The 16,696-nt window shown below is 36.5% G+C and carries 12 protein-coding genes; 5 read left to right on the top strand and 7 right to left on the bottom strand.

What is annotated here, in order from left to right; genetic code table 11:
* The first annotated feature begins 2 nt into the window (after window positions 1-2).
* The 3 genes from ACWA1F_RS16415 to ACWA1F_RS16405 all read left to right on the top strand — a co-directional run bounded on the left by ACWA1F_RS16415 (window position 3) and on the right by ACWA1F_RS16405 (window position 5,255).
* Window positions 3-3,173, top strand: coding sequence for an efflux RND transporter permease subunit (locus tag ACWA1F_RS16415; RefSeq protein WP_456895137.1), 3,171 nt, complete (start codon window positions 3-5; stop codon window positions 3,171-3,173).
* Window positions 3,174-3,191: 18 nt separating this feature from the next.
* Window positions 3,192-4,598 carry an efflux transporter outer membrane subunit gene (locus ACWA1F_RS16410; protein WP_456895135.1) on the top strand — a complete coding sequence of 469 codons (1,407 nt, stop codon included), beginning with the start codon at window positions 3,192-3,194 and terminating at the stop codon, window positions 4,596-4,598.
* A 177-nt stretch (window positions 4,599-4,775) separates the two neighbouring features.
* Window positions 4,776-5,255 carry a hypothetical protein gene (locus ACWA1F_RS16405; protein WP_306160784.1) on the top strand — a complete coding sequence of 160 codons (480 nt, stop codon included), beginning with the start codon at window positions 4,776-4,778 and terminating at the stop codon, window positions 5,253-5,255.
* A 684-nt stretch (window positions 5,256-5,939) separates the two neighbouring features.
* Here ACWA1F_RS16405 and fucP read toward each other — a convergent pair.
* The 7 genes from fucP to ACWA1F_RS16370 all read right to left on the bottom strand — a co-directional run bounded on the left by fucP (window position 5,940) and on the right by ACWA1F_RS16370 (window position 14,190).
* Window positions 5,940-7,244, bottom strand: coding sequence for an L-fucose:H+ symporter permease (gene fucP, locus ACWA1F_RS16400; protein WP_456895133.1), 1,305 nt, complete (start codon window positions 7,242-7,244; stop codon window positions 5,940-5,942).
* A 157-nt stretch (window positions 7,245-7,401) separates the two neighbouring features.
* On the bottom strand, window positions 7,402-7,845 hold the full coding sequence (locus ACWA1F_RS16395; RefSeq protein ID WP_456895131.1) for a MaoC/PaaZ C-terminal domain-containing protein: 444 nt from the start codon (window positions 7,843-7,845) through the stop codon (window positions 7,402-7,404).
* 359 nt (window positions 7,846-8,204) lie between these two features.
* Window positions 8,205-9,278, bottom strand: coding sequence for a Gfo/Idh/MocA family protein (locus tag ACWA1F_RS16390; RefSeq protein WP_456895129.1), 1,074 nt, complete (start codon window positions 9,276-9,278; stop codon window positions 8,205-8,207).
* A gap of 61 nt (window positions 9,279-9,339) precedes the next feature.
* On the bottom strand, window positions 9,340-10,563 hold the full coding sequence (locus ACWA1F_RS16385; protein ID WP_456895127.1) for an extracellular solute-binding protein: 1,224 nt from the start codon (window positions 10,561-10,563) through the stop codon (window positions 9,340-9,342).
* A complete protein-coding gene (locus ACWA1F_RS16380) occupies window positions 10,563-11,702 on the bottom strand; it encodes a CaiB/BaiF CoA transferase family protein (RefSeq protein ID WP_456895125.1) in 1,140 nt (379 codons plus the stop codon). Before ACWA1F_RS16380 ends, ACWA1F_RS16385 begins: the two co-directional genes overlap by 1 nt.
* 200 nt (window positions 11,703-11,902) lie before the next feature.
* Complete coding sequence (locus tag ACWA1F_RS16375; protein ID WP_456895123.1) at window positions 11,903-13,045, bottom strand: CaiB/BaiF CoA transferase family protein; 1,143 nt, start codon at window positions 13,043-13,045, stop codon at window positions 11,903-11,905.
* Window positions 13,042-14,190 carry an ABC transporter substrate-binding protein gene (locus ACWA1F_RS16370; RefSeq protein WP_456895121.1) on the bottom strand — a complete coding sequence of 383 codons (1,149 nt, stop codon included), beginning with the start codon at window positions 14,188-14,190 and terminating at the stop codon, window positions 13,042-13,044. Before ACWA1F_RS16370 ends, ACWA1F_RS16375 begins: the two co-directional genes overlap by 4 nt.
* Window positions 14,191-14,589: 399 nt before the next feature.
* Between ACWA1F_RS16370 and ACWA1F_RS16365 the strand changes: the two genes are divergently transcribed.
* Together ACWA1F_RS16365 and ACWA1F_RS16360 are read left to right on the top strand one after the other, a co-directional pair.
* Window positions 14,590-15,444 (top strand): fumarylacetoacetate hydrolase family protein, encoded by an 855-nt coding sequence (locus tag ACWA1F_RS16365; protein ID WP_456895119.1) that lies wholly within the window; start codon window positions 14,590-14,592, stop codon window positions 15,442-15,444.
* A 150-nt stretch (window positions 15,445-15,594) separates the two neighbouring features.
* A complete protein-coding gene (locus ACWA1F_RS16360) occupies window positions 15,595-16,608 on the top strand; it encodes a zinc-binding alcohol dehydrogenase family protein (protein WP_456895117.1) in 1,014 nt (337 codons plus the stop codon).
* The last annotated feature ends 88 nt before the right edge of the window (window positions 16,609-16,696 follow it).

Raw genomic sequence — 16,696 nt, 5'->3', positions numbered from 1 at the left:
AAATGTTTAAAAAATTTATACAAAGACCCGTACTCTCAACGGTAATATCTGTTATTATCGTTATTTTAGGTGTTTTAGGCCTAATTGAGTTGCCGATATCGCAATACCCAGATATTGCGCCTCCAACTGTAAATGTGGCGGCAAGTTATACTGGTGCCAATGCCGACGTGGTACTGAAAAGTATCGTAATTCCGTTGGAAGAGCAAATTAATGGTGTAGAAAACATGACGTACATGACTTCTACAGCAACCAACGACGGAAATGCCTCAATTAAGATTTTCTTTAAAGTAGGAACCAATCCAGATTTAGCAGCGGTAAACGTGCAGAACAGGGTTTCTAGAGCAACAAGTTTACTGCCAGTAGAGGTAACTCAGGCTGGGGTAACGGTTACGAAAAGTCAGAGTAGTAACTTATTGATTTTCTCTTTATACAGTGATGACAAAGCTTACGACCAGACGTTTCTTCAAAACTATGCGAAAATCAACCTTGTACCGCAAATCCAGCGTGTAGTTGGGGTGGGAGATGTAACCGTTTTTGGTGCCAAAGATTACTCGATGAGAATCTGGCTGAAACCAGACGTGATGCAGCAGTACAAACTGATTCCAAGCGATATTTCGGCTGCTTTGGCAGAACAAAATATCGAAGCGGCGCCAGGTAAATTTGGTGAAAACGGAAATCAGGCTTTTCAATATGTAATTAAATACAAAGGGCGTTTAACAACAGCTCAAGAATTTGAAGATATTGTTATCAAATCTGTCGGAAACGGACAAATGCTTCGACTGAAAGATGTTGCAAAAGTTGAGTTAGGATCTTTAAGTTATGCTTCGACTATTAAAACCAACGGTGTAGAATCTGCAGCGATGGCGATTAGCCAGACTCCAGGATCTAACGCGCGTGACGTAATCAACAATTCTAAAAAACTGATTGAAGAAGCAGCAAAGAATTTTCCGAAAGGAGTTAAATACACCACTTTGGTTGACGTTAACGAAAACTTGGATGCTTCTATTGAAAAAGTAATCCATACATTGGTAGAAGCCTTTATTCTGGTTTTTATCGTGGTGTTTATTTTCCTTCAGGATTTTAGATCGACTTTAATTCCAGCAATTGCAGTTCCGGTTGCGATTGTGGGTACGTTTTTCTTCCTGAATTTATTCGGATTTACCATTAACTTATTGACGCTTTTTGCAATGGTACTCGCCATTGGTATTGTGGTCGATGATGCGATTGTGGTCGTGGAGGCCGTTCACGCCAAACTGGATCACGGCTATAAATCGGCTAAAAAAGCAACAATTCATGCCATGGACGAAATTTCGGGAGCGATTATTTCGATTACCTTGGTAATGGCTGCGGTATTTATTCCGGTAACTTTTATTGGAGGATCTACAGGGGTTTTCTACAAACAGTTTGGTATTACACTGGCAGTTGCGATTATACTTTCTGCGGTAAACGCCTTGACTTTGAGTCCGGCTTTATGTGCACTTTTATTGAAACCGCATGCTGACGATCATAAACATAAAAGCTATTTACAGCGTTTTTATACTTCGTTTAACGTTGCTTTTGATAATGTTACGGCAAGATACAAACGTTCGGTAAGTTTCCTTTCTGTAAAAAAATGGATTGCATTAGCTTCTATCGTTATTGCAGGTATTGCATTAGTTTATATGATGAAAACGACGCCTTCAGCTTTCGTGCCTTCAGAAGATCAAGGAACTGTTTTTGCCAATATTAGTTTGCCGCCATCAGCTTCTATGGAACGTTCTGATGTGATTGCAAAAAGAGTTGATAGTATTGCCAAAACAATTCCAGGAGTTAAAAATACACTTCGTATTGTGGGGCAGAACTTCACGGCAGGTGCGGGTAGTGCCTACAGTATGGTTATTGTAAAATTAAAACCTTGGGACGAGCGTGATCTAAGTGTTGACGATGTAATCGGACAGCTTTTTGCAAAAACAAGCGGAATTCGTGAAGCTAATATTTTCTTTATTTCGCCACCGACTATTCAAGGTTTTGGACAAAGTGGTGGATTCGAATTTCAGTTACAAGATAAAGGAGGTCATACAACGGCTGAATTTTATAAAGTGAATCAGGAATTCTTAGCTAAACTATCGGAACGTCCAGAAATTCAATATGCGACAACGCCATTTAACCCTGGTTTCCCTCAGTATATGATGGATATTAATTTAGCGAAAGCGAAAGATGCAGGAGTTTCGGTAAATTCGATTTTATCTACGATGCAAGGTTATTACGGTGGTTTGTATGCTTCAAATTTCAACAAATTCGGAAAACAATATCGTGTAATGATTCAGGCTTCTCCAGAATTTAGAACCAATACACAAGGATTAAATAAAATCTTTGTTCGAAACAGTGCTGGAAATATGGCGCCAATTACCGAGTTTGTAAAAATGACTAGAGTATTTGGTCCAGAATCGATTTCAAGATTTAACTTATTTACTTCTATTTCGATTACAGGAGCGCCAAAACCAGGCTTCAGTTCGGGAGATGCTATTAAAGCAATTCAAGAGGTGGCAGCAGAAAATCTTCCAGCAGGTTATGGTTACGAATTCTCAGGTTTAACACGTGAGGAATTAGCATCAGGAAGTGAGACGATTTTCATTTTTATTCTGTGTCTGGTATTCGTTTACTTCTTGTTAAGTGCGCAGTACGAAAGTTATATTCTGCCATTCGCAGTATTATTCTCAATTCCGTTTGGATTGGCTGGAGCGTATTTATTCTCGATTATTTTCAAATTGAACAGTAATATCTACTTGCAGATTTCCTTAATCATGCTTATTGGACTTCTCGCGAAGAACGGTATTTTGATTGTCGAGTTTGCTTTGGATAGAAGAAGAAAAGGTCTTCCGATTGTGCAGGCTGCAATTGACGGAGCTGTGGCACGTTTAAGACCAATTTTGATGACTTCGTTTGCTTTTATTTTAGGATTGGTACCGCTGATGTTTGCTACTGGAGCGGGTGCGGTTGGTAACAGATCGATTGGTACTGGAGCCGTAGGAGGAATGTTAATCGGAACAATTTTAGGGGTTTTCGTAATTCCAGTATTGTTTATCATTTTCCAGACTTTACAGGAAAAAGTTAGCGGACCGGCAAAAGACGGTTATGACGATGACGATGATGATGAAGACGAAATTCATTTAATAGAAGCTCACAAAGAGTAAATTTTAATTACAAGAAAGATGACGAATAGTTCAAATAAATATATTCTACTGGTAATGACAGCCGCACTGATTAGTGCGTGCTCTGTTACTAAGAAATACGAACGTCCCACTACTTTAAAAACCGATCAATTGTATCGCGATCAGAATTCTTCAGATTCGACAACAATTGCCGATATGCCTTGGAATACCGTTTTTAAAGATGAAAAACTGAATGCATTAATTCAAAAAGGATTAGATCAAAATCTGAATTTGAAAAATGCGATTGAAAATATTGTTCAGGCGAGAGCTACTTTGCGTCAGAGCAAATTGGCGTATTATCCATCATTGCAATTGGATGCCAATGTAACGCATAATAAGCAATCTCAAGCGGGATTAAACTTTCCGGCGGGAATCAATATCAATACTTTAACGACAACTTATAAATTGGGCGTAAGTACTTCTTGGGAAATTGATGTTTGGGGAAAACTAAGCAGTTCTAAAAGAGCCGCTTTAGCGACATATCTTGCTACAGATGCTGCAAAACAAGCGGTTCAAACACAATTGATTGCAGATATTGCCAATAATTATTTCCTGCTTTTGTCGTATGATAAACAGTTGGAAATTACACAAGAAACTTTAAAAACCCGTATTGAAAATGTCGAAACAATCAAAGCCTTAAAAGAAGGCGCAATTGTAACAGGTGCAGCGGTTGTACAAAGTGAAGCTAACCAGCACGCAGCAGAAGTTTTGATTCCAGATTTGAAACAATATATTCGTGAAACAGAAAACGCTTTAAATATCTTGCTAGGACAAGCTCCCGGACCAATTGATAGAGGCGTTTTAGGGACACAGATTATTCCAGAACAAATTTCTATCGGTATGCCTGCTCAATTGCTAAATAATCGTCCAGATGTCCGTCAAGCGGAATTTAACTTCAGAGTTGCTTTCGAATCAACAAATTTGGCGAAGACTTATTTCTACCCAAGTTTGACACTTACGGCAAGCACAGGATTCTCAAATTTAGAGTTGAATGATTTCTTTAGCCATTCGATTTTTTATTCGATTATTGGAGGATTAACACAGCCTATATTCAATAACGGATTAAACAAAATGAGATTGACAACGGCGCAGTCGCAACAATTGCAAGCATACAATAATTTCCAGCAAAGTCTTTTAGTGGCGGGTCAGGAGGTTTCGAATGCTTTGTATTCGTACCAAATGGCCGTTGAAAAAGAAGATTCAAGAGCCAAGCAGATTGCAGCTTTAGAAAAAGCAGTAGATTTTACCGAAGAACTTTTAGAATACAGTTCAGCAACTAATTATACAGATGTATTAACATCGCAGCAAAATCTTTTAGCAGCGCAGTTAAGCGGAGTAGCAGATAATCTGCAAAAACTGCAAGCTGTTATTAATTTGTACAGAGCGTTAGGTGGTGGTTGGAAATAATTGTTTATAATGAAAAAACGTCTCAATTTTTGAGACGTTTTTTTGAAAAGTACATCGTTTAAAAAGCACTATCCGTCGATCAGTTTGGTGATTTTGTATAATGAATACTTGAACAGCAGCTTTTTGGCATTACTTTCGATTAATATCTAATAAGATTAACAATTAAATTCTAAAGACATGAAAAAGTTAGTATTCGCCTCAGTGCTTTTTATGAGTGTATTTTTTGCTCAAGCGCAAGTATCAGTAAATGTAAATATTGGTACTCCTCCAAATTGGGGACCACAAGGTTACGACAACAGCCGTTATTATTACCTGCCGGATATCGATGTATATTATGATGTAAATCAGAGCGTATTTATCTACGATAACAGCGGAAAATGGATTCGCGAAAAAAGACTTCCGTCAAGATATAGAAATTATGATTTGTACTCTGGCTACAAAGTAGTTTTGACCGATTATAGAGGAGACTCTCCTTATAGTTACCATACAAAACACAGAGCCAGCTATCCAAAAGGCTATGTAGGTAAACCTCAAAAAAACAGAGGAGAAAAACCAGTAAAAAGCAATAACGGAAATCACAACGGAAACAAAAAAGGAAATAACTCCAAACAACAGTCAGACAAGAACCACGATCACGGTAACGGCAAACACCGTTAATTTTAAACATGACTAAAGAAAGACGCCTCCAATTTGGAGGCGTTTTTTATTGTGTTTTTTGCCACGAATTCACGAATTTTTATTTTTTTACGATTGTAATTAATGCTAATTCTTGGCTGAAAAAATATAAAATGAATTGCCTCCAGCTTAATTAGGAAGCAATTTTGATAAAATAAATTTGCGCTAATTTGTGTAATTTGTGGTTAGAAAATAATCTTTTTTTAATTCAAATAAGCTCCAGTTAAGGCAGTCTTGATAAAATAAAAATTCGTGAATTCGTGTCAAAAAAAAACTTTTTAATCCAAATAATCTGTGACAAAAAAGTTTGGCTAAATCCCTCGACAAGCTTAAATAAAAAACCTCCAGCTAAAGCTGGAGGCAATTGATATTTTAGAAATAAAATTTGCGAAAATTTGTGTAATTTGTGGTTAGAAAATAATCTTTTTTAATTCAAGTAAGCTTCAGTTAAGGCAGTCTTGATAAAATAAAAATTCGTGAATTCGTGGCTATAAAAATCCTTTTTAATCCAAATAATCTGTGGCAAAAAAGTTTGGCTAAAGCCCTTCAAGAAGCTTAAATAAAAACCTCCAGCTAAAGCTGGAGGCAATTAATATTTCGATAAAATAAAAATTCGAGAAATTTGTGTAATTCGTGGCTATAAAAAAGAATCTGTGGCTATAAAAACTATTCTGTAACAGTTTTCACTTTATGCCCAATAGCACCAAACGAAAGAATAATCAAGAAACAAACCAGTGGAATAATATATCCAGACTGAATATCATCATGATTCATATCGATTAAAGTTCCCATTCCGTACGGAATAATAGCCCCGCCGACAATAGACATAACTAACCAAGAAGAACCCGTTTCAGTATTTGATTTTAAGCCTTTAATTCCCAAAGAAAAAATTGTCGGGAACATAATAGACATAAAGAATCCAATTCCACCAAGAGCGTAGATTACTACGATTCCAGAGCCATAAATTGCCACTAAGCAAAGTAAAACGCTCATTACACAATAAATAGAAAGCAATACATAATCTTTTACAAAACGTAAAAAGAAAGTTCCGATAAAACGCCCAGCCATAAAAAGGAAACCATAAATACCTAAGTAATATCCAGCCGTTTTTTCGTCTAATCCTGCGCCTTGTTGTGCGATACGAATAAAGAAACTCGTAATACAAACCTGTGCACCCACATAGAAAAATTGCGCTACAACTCCCCAGCTTAAATGTCTAAATTTTAAAACAGAAAAAAATCCAGGTTTAATTTCAGCTTCTGTGTGAGTCGCTTTCATAGAAGGCAATTGTACGAAGTAAAATATAATCGCAACCAAAACTAAAATGCTTCCTAAAACAATATAAGGCATTTTTACAGAAGCCGCTTCACCTAATAAATAAGCAGATCTTTCAGCATCTGGCATCGCAGCCATTTGTTCTGGCGTATGATTAGTTCCAGAAAGGATAAATAGCGAACCCACAATAGGAGCCACCATAGCCGCTAAGCCGTTGAAAGAAGCCGCTAAATTCAATCTCTTAGAAGAAGATTCAGCTGGTCCTAAAATCGCCGCATACGGATTCGCGCTCGTTTCTAAAATTGTTAATCCGCATCCGATTACGAACAAAGCAAATAAGAACAATTCATAAGTACGAGTATTGGCTGCAGGAACGAATAAAAAAGCTCCAATAGCAAACACTAATAAGCCTGTAATAATACTGTTTTTATACCCAAACCTTTTAATAAGCATTCCAGCAGGAATCGCCATAATAAAATAAGCAAAGAAAACCGAAGTATCAATAAGAGTCGATTGGCGGTTATTTAATTCACACGCTTTTTTCAAGTGCGGAATCAATACAGAGTCAAGATTGTGGGCCATTCCCCACAGAAAAAATAGGCATGTAACTAGAATAAAAGGCAGCAGATATTGTTTTCCGTTTCCACCTTCCGTTGGCACTTCGTGTTGATCGCCAGTTTGGTTTGTAATTTGCATTCGTTTGATAGTTTTTAAGTTGTTTATTTTTTGGAGGTTCTAAGGTTCTGAGATGCTAAGATTCTAAGTTTAGTTTCTAAGCTTTTGAGTTGTTAAAGTTCTAAAGAAGGAAAGTATATAAAAACTTAGCATCTCAGAAGCTTAGTAGCTTAGCACCTTAGGATTTTCTATTCACAAACAAAAGGTGATCGCAGACAAGCACAACCTCACCACGCTGATTTATAATTTCAACATGTTCAGTTACAGCGCCCATTTCTGGCTTTTTAGCATCTCCTTTTTCAGAGATTGTAATTTCAGAGTGAATCGTGTCACCAATATGAACTGGCTTTACGAAACGCATTTTATCATAACCTCTTGAAAAAGCTTCGGGATTAATTTCAGAAGCTGTCAAACCGATTCCAATGCTAAAAACCATTGTTCCGTGTGCAATTCTTTGACCGAATGGCTGTGTTTTGCACCATTCTTCGTCCATGTGGTGCGGAAAGAAATCTCCAGTGTGTCCGGCATGAACCACAAAATCAGTTTCTGTTATGGTTCTTCCGATAGTTATTCGTTTATCGTCGATTTTATAATCTTCGAAAAAAGTTGATTTAAAAAACATAATATTATTTTTTTGTGTTTTTCACCATATAAATTATATAAGTTTATTTAATCTCAGATTGCGCAAAGCATTCGAAAGCAAATATAAGGCTGCAAAATTTTAATTGCCTTATATAACTTATATGGTTTAAATTTTCGTTTTTACCATATAAGTTCATTTAATCTGCTTTGTTTAAAACTTTTATGAGCTTAAAAAAGCATCCAGCTTAAATTACCTTATATAGCTTTTATGGTTTAATTTTTGGTTTCACCATATAAGTTCATTTAATCTGCTTTGTCTAAAACTTTTATGAGCTTAAAAAAGCATTCAGCTTAAATTATCTTATATAACTTATATGGTTTGGAAATATAGTGTTTTAATTACACTTCATCAAAAGAAATTCCGCCGTTTTTACTGCTGATATAACAAGCTTCGACCACTTTCATTGTGCCTAAAACATCTTGCACGCTGGCAGATAATTTTTCGTCAGAACCTTCTTTGTAGCGCATCAGATTAGACATTGCGCCAATGAAAGCTTCAGGAAACCAAGAACCTTCCAGTTTCACTTCCGTCCATTCGTATTCATTTTCATTGTCTTTTTTCGGAAGTGCGTACTCAAAAACGTCAGGCAAACCATCAGGATAGTTCATCAGCAAGCCCATTTTAGCTTTGATGGCACCTTTTGTTCCTTCCCATTTGATGTAGCTTTCTTCGTGTTTCGGACCAAAATGATGATCGTGATTCGTATTAATTACGACATGCTTATCTTCGCCATAATCCAAAATAATGGTTGAACGGCTTGAAGATAATTTTTTCAGCGGATGTTTAGCTGTTTTTGCATAAACACCTTTCGGATTTCCTAAGAAAGAGCGAATACAGTCGATATAATGAACAGAATGAAAAAGAATTTCCAATCTCGGATGCTCTTTAATTAAAGGGAATAATTCCCAAGGCGTATTTACGGTTACTTTAAATTCGAAATCATAAAGTTCACCAATTATTCCTTCATTAATTAAATATCTTGCAGCGCTTACGAATGACGAAAAACGAAGCTGAAAGTTAATCGCAGCAACAAGATTTTTTCTTTCGCAGACTTCTACAATTTCGCGTGCCTGAGCCAGATCATTTCCCATTGGTTTCTGAATCAGAACCGCCGCACCGTCTGGCAATTGTTCTAAAATTTCGATGTATTGATCGGGCAGAACCGTAATATCGTAAACTGCGTTTGAAGGCGCATTTTTCACCGCTTCGGCAACATTTTCAAAAACATGATCGATTTTAAATTGTTTCTGCAAATCGTATGCCTTTGAAATCGTTCTGTTGGTAATACCAAAAACTTTAAAACCAGCCATTTGATAAGCCGGAAGATGCGCATCTTTTACAATGCCGCTCGCTCCGATAATAATAATCGGCTGTTCTGTTTCGGGTAATAAAGGTTTATAAGGAATATTCATTTTGTAAATATTTTTATGTTAGTTTCGACTTTGTCAAAGTTTTAAACTTTGACAAAGTTTTCTATTCTATTTTTTGAATATTAATTTGTGTTTCTTCTAATAATTGTGCCGACGGAATATCACTTTTAATTGCTTTTAAAACCATATGATCGATAAATTCACACACTTTTGGCCAGATTGGCGTTTGTGGCAATGTCAGCGCATTCTCGTGAAGCATTTCCAGTTTATGATAAAACGGAATTAAAGCATTAATTTCCTCATCTTTCCAAGTTGATTTTCTACAACCGATTCCGCCTTCAGTAGTCAATAATTTATCGCTTTCAGCAGTTGTGGCAAATCGTAAAAAGTCATAAGCCAGTTTTTTGTGTTTGCTTCCTGTACCAATAGTATATAACCAATATACATTTAGTGAAGCCGTTTTATGTCTCGGATCAGACGGGAGGGAAGTAATATCAATTTTTCCTTTTACTTTCGATTCTTCGATCACTTCTGCCATCGAAGCAAATCCAAACCAGTTGATCGCCATTGCCGCTTGCCCTTCGGCGAAAGCCAAACCTGCTTCAACAGAACCAAAATCTTTTGATTTGGGATGAACAGCATTTTTGTCATTCACAATTTTTCGGTAATAATCTAAAGCTTCAATTGCCGCTTTACTATTAATGGAAATCTGATTTTTGTTATTGATTAAAGAACCGCCGCGCGTCCATAATTGCAGGCAGAAGTCAAAAACCATATTGTGTCCGTCTGGATAATTGGCAAAAATACAGCCGTAAAGATTTTCTTCTGGGCGATTAAAAAAAGTTGCAATTTCTTGAAATTCTTGCCAAGTTTTTGGCGTCGAAAGTTCGTAACCAAATTGCTTTTTAAAATTCTCTTTTTCGGTTTCATTTTCGAATAAATCCTTTCTGTAAATCAGACATTCTGGCCCATCATGAAATGGAAGTCCGTACGTTCCATTATCAATTTTTTGTAAATGCAAAAGCGATTTGTGCCAGCCGTGCGGATAATTTTCAGGCGGATTTTGTGAAATAAAGGAATATAAATCTAGAACCGCTTTTTCGTGTACAGCATCAAAAATCCAATCGGTATTGAGGTGCGCAATATCCCATTTTCCTTCTTTTAAACCCTTTTTGGTAATAGTGGTTTCATATAAATCATGAAGTTCCATCGGAATCATTTCGGCTTCAATTTTTATATTGTTTTGAAGACAAAACGCATCCCAAAGCTTTTGAAGTGTACTTTCGAAAGGATCGAATTTTCGAACGGCGATTCTAATTTTTTCCATCAGCAGTCTATAAATTCTTTAATAATTCGTTCGTTGTCCTGACCTAGTTTCGGCGAACCTTTTCCAGAAGTCAGATATTCGCCGTCAATTTTTATCGGACAGCGTGTAGTTTTATAAGTATAACCATCAAGCATTTCTACTTGTTGAGTGAAATTCAGAACTTTAAATCCGTCTTCGGCAAAAAGTTGCAGATAGTTTAAAACTCCCGCACACCAAATGTCTGCTGGTTCTAAAATATCCAGCCAAAATTGTGTTTCCTGAGTTTGTAAATGATCGGCAAGAATATTTTTGATTTCGTCTCTTAGCGTAAATTTATTCTCTGGGAAAGCCAGTAAAGCATCACATTTTAAAAGTGAAGCCAAAACAGGAATCGAACCCATTGCAAGAGCTAAATAACCGTTTTTAGTTTTGTAAATTCCGTATGGCGCACCTAAATAGGCATGCGCATTATTGGTTTTGGTACGAACAGGCAATTCACCTCCGTCATTAAAAAACGTAGTGATGGTCTCAAACTGAAAGTCAAAAGCAGATTCTAGCATACTTACCTGAACTTGCGCTCCAATATTGTGAGTTGCTTTTCGGTATAAAGCCGCTAAAATTCCCTGTGCCAAATGAGCTCCAGCGAGCATATCAACAATCGACAATCCCATAGGTACAGGACCGTCTTCCTGATTGCCGCTCAGCCATGTTAAAGCCGTTAAAGACTGCAAAAGCAAATCTTGTCCCGGTAAATCTTTCAAATCGGGATGTTCTCCAAAACCAGAAATCGATCCGTAAATTACATTAGGATTTATAGTTCTCACTTCTTCATAACTTAAGCCAATGCGTTCCATAACGCCCGGTCTGAAATTATGCATGACAACATCAGCTTTTGCTAATAATTTTTTTAATTTTTGAAGTTCCTCGGGCTGTTTAAAATCAATGGCAAACGATTCTTTATTTCTGTTGATCGTATGAAAAACAGACGATTCGCCATTCATAATCAAGTCAGAAGTATATAAGGTTCGGCAGATGTCTCCCGTTCCCGGTTTTTCAATTTTTATCACGCGAGCACCCAAATCGGCAAGACGCAAACTCGCTGACGGCCCTGAAAGAAACTGACTGAAATCTACAATTAAATAATCTTCTAATGGTTTCATTTTTTGTTAACCGTTTTATCTGTTTAATCGTTTTTAATTAACATTTAAAATTTAATTTGATCTGCCTAAATCTTTTAAAATCTGCGTGAAATACTTTTTTTTGCCAAAGATTTTTTCACGCAGATTTACACAGATTAAAGCAGATATGCGCAAATTTTAATTTCTATTTTGATTATAATTAAAAAATAATTTTAACCGAATTATTGAATAAAGGCTGCATGTATTGCTAAATTGTCCTGACCCACTTTTGGCGCCGCTTTTTCGCTAAGTAAAATTTCACCGTCCAACTGAATCGGACTTCTCGTGGTAACTAAAGTTTCGCCTTCTGCATTTTTTACAGTTTGTTTCAGCTGCAATTCATTTACAAACGGCTGATTATCCAATTCTTCGTAGTTGAAAACTTTCCCGCACCATATGCCTTCTTTCTGCAAAATTTCAATCCAATAATCAGAAGTTTGGGTTTGAATTTTTTTGCTTAAAATCGTTCTGATTTCATCGCGTTTTTCAAACCATAAGTGTTTATCAGCAAAGGGACTTAAATCCAAACCGAGTGTTTTTCCAATAAAAATCAAATCGCCCATGGCAAGAGACAAAAAACCATCTTGAGTTTGATAAACTCCGTATGGCGCGCTTAAAAAAGCATGCGCGCTTCCTTTAATATCGCCTCTTTCAGGCAATTGACCGCCGTCGTTTAAAAAAGAAGTAATCGCTTCAAACTGAACGTCTAGAATAGATTCTAATAAACTCACTTCGACCAAAACACCTTTTTTAGTTTTGGCTCTTTTTAAAAGTGCTGCTAAAATTCCCTGTACAAAATGATTGCCGCACATTAAATCAGCAACCGCCAATCCAAACGGAACTGGGCCTTGACTTTTGCGTCCGCTCAACCAGCTTAAACCCGAAAGCGATTGCAATAATAAATCCTGTCCCGGTTTTTTTGCCCACGGACCTTCATTTCCGTAACCCGTAATAGTTCCGTAAATAATCTGCGGATTAATGGCTAATGTATTTTCGAAATCTAAACCGATTTTTTCCATCACACCCGGTCTGAAATTATGTGTCATAATATCAGCCTTTTCGATTAGTTTTTTTATTAAAACCAAATCATCAGGATTTTTTAAATCGGCTGCAAAAGATTCTTTATTTCTATTAATCGTATGAAAAAGCAGACTGCTGTCGTCTACAAATAAGTCTTTGATGCTCAATTGCCTGCAGGCTTCCCCTTTTACAGGACGTTCGATTTTGATCACGCGTGCGCCCAAATCAGCCAGTTTTAATCCGGCTGAAGGTCCCGCCAAAAACTGGCAGAATTCCAGAACAATTAATCCTTCTAAAGGTCTCATATCGTCTGAATTTTTAGAGATTCTGCATAAAGTCCGTTCATTTCTTCTAGAACTTTATCTTCATCTCCGCCGTACATTAAATAATTGCGGACAACATCTCCGGCGTGATCTTGAAAATACATGTGGCCGTAATATCTCGGACGTAAAAACGCGCGTTGTAAAGTTGGCAATGTGTTTTTGAAATAATCGTGTGTCAAATCGTTCAATCGGTCGCTTTTCCAAGCTTCCAAATGCCCTGGCTGACCGCCGTTGTCGGTATATAAATTCTGCTGAACCTCAGAAGATCCTGTAAAATCAGCATAACGAATCGCTTCGCCAATATGCTGACTGAAAGATGAAACCGCTAAACCAGTTCCGCCAAGCGAAGAAATCATTGGCTTGTCATTTAAACTCACCAAATCAAAAAAGTGCAATAGATTTTTGCTGTAGCCAACTCTAGAATAATTAGAATATCCGTAGGCAAAAGGGCAGTAAGCGATTTCGTCTGAATTCACCATGGCTTCATAAACCTGAATTGGATTTCTGTTAAAGTTTTTAGGATCAATAAACTGCGCTAATTCTCTAAACATTTGAAGCGCTTTTTTTCCTGTAGTTTCAGAAATAACTTTTTCTTCAGAAAGAAAAGGAGCTTCTCCCAAACTGCAGCAAAACATGTAGAAACTCATCAAAACATCAACTGGAATTCCAGCAAAAGCTACTAAGCCTTTTTTCGCCAAAGCCAATAAATCTTCATAAGTTTTTGGCACTTCTAGATTGTTCTTTTCTAAAATATCCAATCTTGCAGATGCTACAGGAGTTGCAGCATCAATAGGCAATGCCCATAATTTATTGTGAAAAACGTAACTACCGTAAGACTTTCCAACGGTATTGCGTTCTTGATCTTTAATATAATCTGCTGATAAATAATCGGATAACGGAAGAATTGCTTTAGTTTGTGCTCCAAATCCAGTCCAAGGATGGTCGATTACCAATAAATCAAATCTTTTAGCAAGATCTTCAATCGAAGCATCCGCAAATTCTTGTAAACTTCTTTTCTCCCAAGAAATTTCAATTTCTGGATGTAACTCTGTAAAACGCTGCGATGTGGCAACCATTGGAAGCAAACCTCTTGTATGGTTCCAAGTTATGCCTTTTAATTTTATCATTTTATAGGGATTTTGGGTAGTGAATGTTAGTTGGAAATAATAAATGTAAAAAATACAATTACAAAAGTAGAAATAAGATTGAAATGAGCAAGAAATCCCGTGTTTATTAACTATTCTTTTTTGCTGAAAAGGTTATTTAGGCTGTTAATTTTTACAAACCGTATAAAAAATGTTATAAAATTTTGAACGATGACTATTTTAAGAGCAGAAAAATAAAATAGATCGCGGTTATTAATTTAGAAAAAGTATTTTTGTAATTGTATTTTTTACATTTATTATTTTTGATTCCATTCTTTAGAGAATTTAAACTGGTAAATGCTGGAAGATTCAAGAAAAATAAAAGATTTGATGGTTTTTAATCCTCAAAAAATATAAACTAACAACTAAAAATATACGATTATGAAATTAATACGTTTTGGAGAAATCGGAAAAGAAAAACCGGGTGTTATTATCGGAGAAAAAAGATATGATGTTTCTTCGATTGTAACCGATTTTAACGAAAGTTTCTTTGAAGAGAATGGATTGGAAAAATTACAAAAAGCATTAGAAAATAATCCGTCTCTGCCAGAAGTAGACGCTTCGGTACGTTTGGGATCGCCTGTTGCAAGACCTTCAAAAATTATCTGTATTGGTTTAAATTACATTGATCACTGTAAAGAAACCAATGCGCCGATTCCTACCGAACCGATAATCTTTTTTAAATCGACAACTTCTTTGTGCGGTCCAGACGACGATTTGGTCATTCCTAAAAACAGTGAAAAAACCGATTGGGAAGTAGAATTGGCTTTTGTAGTAGGCAAAAAGGCAAGTTATGTAGAAGAAGCTGAAGCTTTAGATTATGTTGCGGGTTATGCTTTGTTGAATGATTATAGCGAAAGAGCTTTTCAGTTGGAGCGTGGCGGGCAATGGGCAAAAGGAAAAGGGAGCGACACTTTTGCGCCTCTTGGACCATTTTTGGCAACCAAAGAAGAAGTTGCCGATGTCGACAATTTAAAAATGTGGCTGACAGTAAACGGTAAAAAATACCAAGACAGCAACACGCTAAATTTAGTTTTTAAAATTCCTTATTTGGTGCATTATTTAAGCCAGTTTATGACTTTGCTTCCAGGCGATATTATTAGTACGGGAACGCCTCCGGGAGTTGGTTTAGGAATCAAACCAGATCCAGTTTATATTAAAGCGGGAGATGTTATCGAACTGGGAATTGAAGGTTTAGGAACGAGCAAACAGAAAGCTGTTGCATATACAAAATAATTATAAACGTCTCAGACATAATAAATTTTAGCACATAAACTATGTTTATTAATGCAAAGTGAAACGCCTTGTGCGCAATCAAGAACTATGTTTCTATGTGTTAAATAAAATTTACAAATTACGCCAAAGGAATTAACTAAAAATCAACAAATGAAATATATTGTTTGCGAAAAACCGCAGGAATTTCTACTAAAAGAAACAGCTATTCCAGAACCAAAAGAAGGTGAGGTTTTATTGAAAATTAAAAGAATCGGAATCTGCGGAACTGATATTCACGCTTTTGGCGGAACTCAACCGTATTTTGAATATCCTAGAATTTTAGGCCACGAATTGGCTGCTGAATATGTAAAAGGAAATGCAGAAGGTTTTAAACCAGGTGATAAAGTCACTTTTATTCCGTATTTTAACTGTGGAAAATGTGTGGCATGCCGTAACGGATTGACAAATTGCTGTGTGAATATCAAAGTTTTTGGAGTACACATTGACGGCGGAATGGCCGAATATGTTTCGATTCCAGAACAATATTTACTGCACGGACAAGGTTTGGATTATGATGAACTGGCATTGGTAGAACCTTTAGCAATTGCAGCGCACGGAGTTAGAAGAGCGGCTGTAAAATCTACAGATACGGTTTTGGTAATGGGAGCAGGACCAATCGGAATTGGTTTGATTCAGTTTGCTAAAATCGCCGGAGCAAAAGTGATCGTAATGGATATTAATGACTATCGTTTGAATTTCTGTAAAACAGAATTAAATGCTGATGAAACGATTAATCCGTTAAACGATGATGTTGCTGCGAAATTGGCTGAATTGACAAACGGAGATATGGCAAATGTGGTTATTGATGCGACTGGAAATCAGAAAGTAATGAACAGCGCTTTCAATTATATTTCGCATGGCGGAAGATTTGTTTTAGTCGGACTTCAAAAAGGAGAATTGAGTTTCAGTCATCCTGATTTCCACAAAAGAGAATCGACTTTAATGAGCAGCCGTAACGCAACAATCGAAGATTTTGAATATGTAATGAAATGCCTGAAAGAAGGAAAAATCGATCCGAAAAAATACATTACACACAGAACGAGTTTTGACGAAATGATTACTGATTTTGCGAACTTAGTTGATCCAAAAAATAATGTAATCAAGGCGTTGATCGAAATAGAATAATTGTTTTCAAAGAAACCTGACAGGTTTTTAAAACCTGTCAGGTTTAAATGAGGGTAAAAATTAAACACATAGAAACATAGATTTTCTA

It is taken from the genome of Flavobacterium erigeronis (assembly GCF_054075165.1).
This window is presented reverse-complemented; position numbering and strand designations above follow the sequence as displayed.

Excerpts from the sequence above, each read along its gene's own strand:
- ACWA1F_RS16415 (WP_456895137.1), top strand. The coding sequence starts at position 3 with ATGTTTAAAAAATTTATACAAAGACCCGTACTCTCAACGGTAATATCT.
- ACWA1F_RS16410 (WP_456895135.1), top strand. The coding sequence starts at position 3,192 with ATGACGAATAGTTCAAATAAATATATTCTACTGGTAATGACAGCCGCA.
- ACWA1F_RS16405 (WP_306160784.1), top strand. The coding sequence starts at position 4,776 with ATGAAAAAGTTAGTATTCGCCTCAGTGCTTTTTATGAGTGTATTTTTT.
- fucP (WP_456895133.1), bottom strand. The coding sequence starts at position 7,244 with ATGCAAATTACAAACCAAACTGGCGATCAACACGAAGTGCCAACGGAA.
- ACWA1F_RS16395 (WP_456895131.1), bottom strand. The coding sequence starts at position 7,845 with ATGTTTTTTAAATCAACTTTTTTCGAAGATTATAAAATCGACGATAAA.
- ACWA1F_RS16390 (WP_456895129.1), bottom strand. The coding sequence starts at position 9,278 with ATGAATATTCCTTATAAACCTTTATTACCCGAAACAGAACAGCCGATT.
- ACWA1F_RS16385 (WP_456895127.1), bottom strand. The coding sequence starts at position 10,563 with ATGGAAAAAATTAGAATCGCCGTTCGAAAATTCGATCCTTTCGAAAGT.
- ACWA1F_RS16380 (WP_456895125.1), bottom strand. The coding sequence starts at position 11,702 with ATGAAACCATTAGAAGATTATTTAATTGTAGATTTCAGTCAGTTTCTT.
- ACWA1F_RS16375 (WP_456895123.1), bottom strand. The coding sequence starts at position 13,045 with ATGAGACCTTTAGAAGGATTAATTGTTCTGGAATTCTGCCAGTTTTTG.
- ACWA1F_RS16370 (WP_456895121.1), bottom strand. The coding sequence starts at position 14,190 with ATGATAAAATTAAAAGGCATAACTTGGAACCATACAAGAGGTTTGCTT.
- ACWA1F_RS16365 (WP_456895119.1), top strand. The coding sequence starts at position 14,590 with ATGAAATTAATACGTTTTGGAGAAATCGGAAAAGAAAAACCGGGTGTT.
- ACWA1F_RS16360 (WP_456895117.1), top strand. The coding sequence starts at position 15,595 with ATGAAATATATTGTTTGCGAAAAACCGCAGGAATTTCTACTAAAAGAA.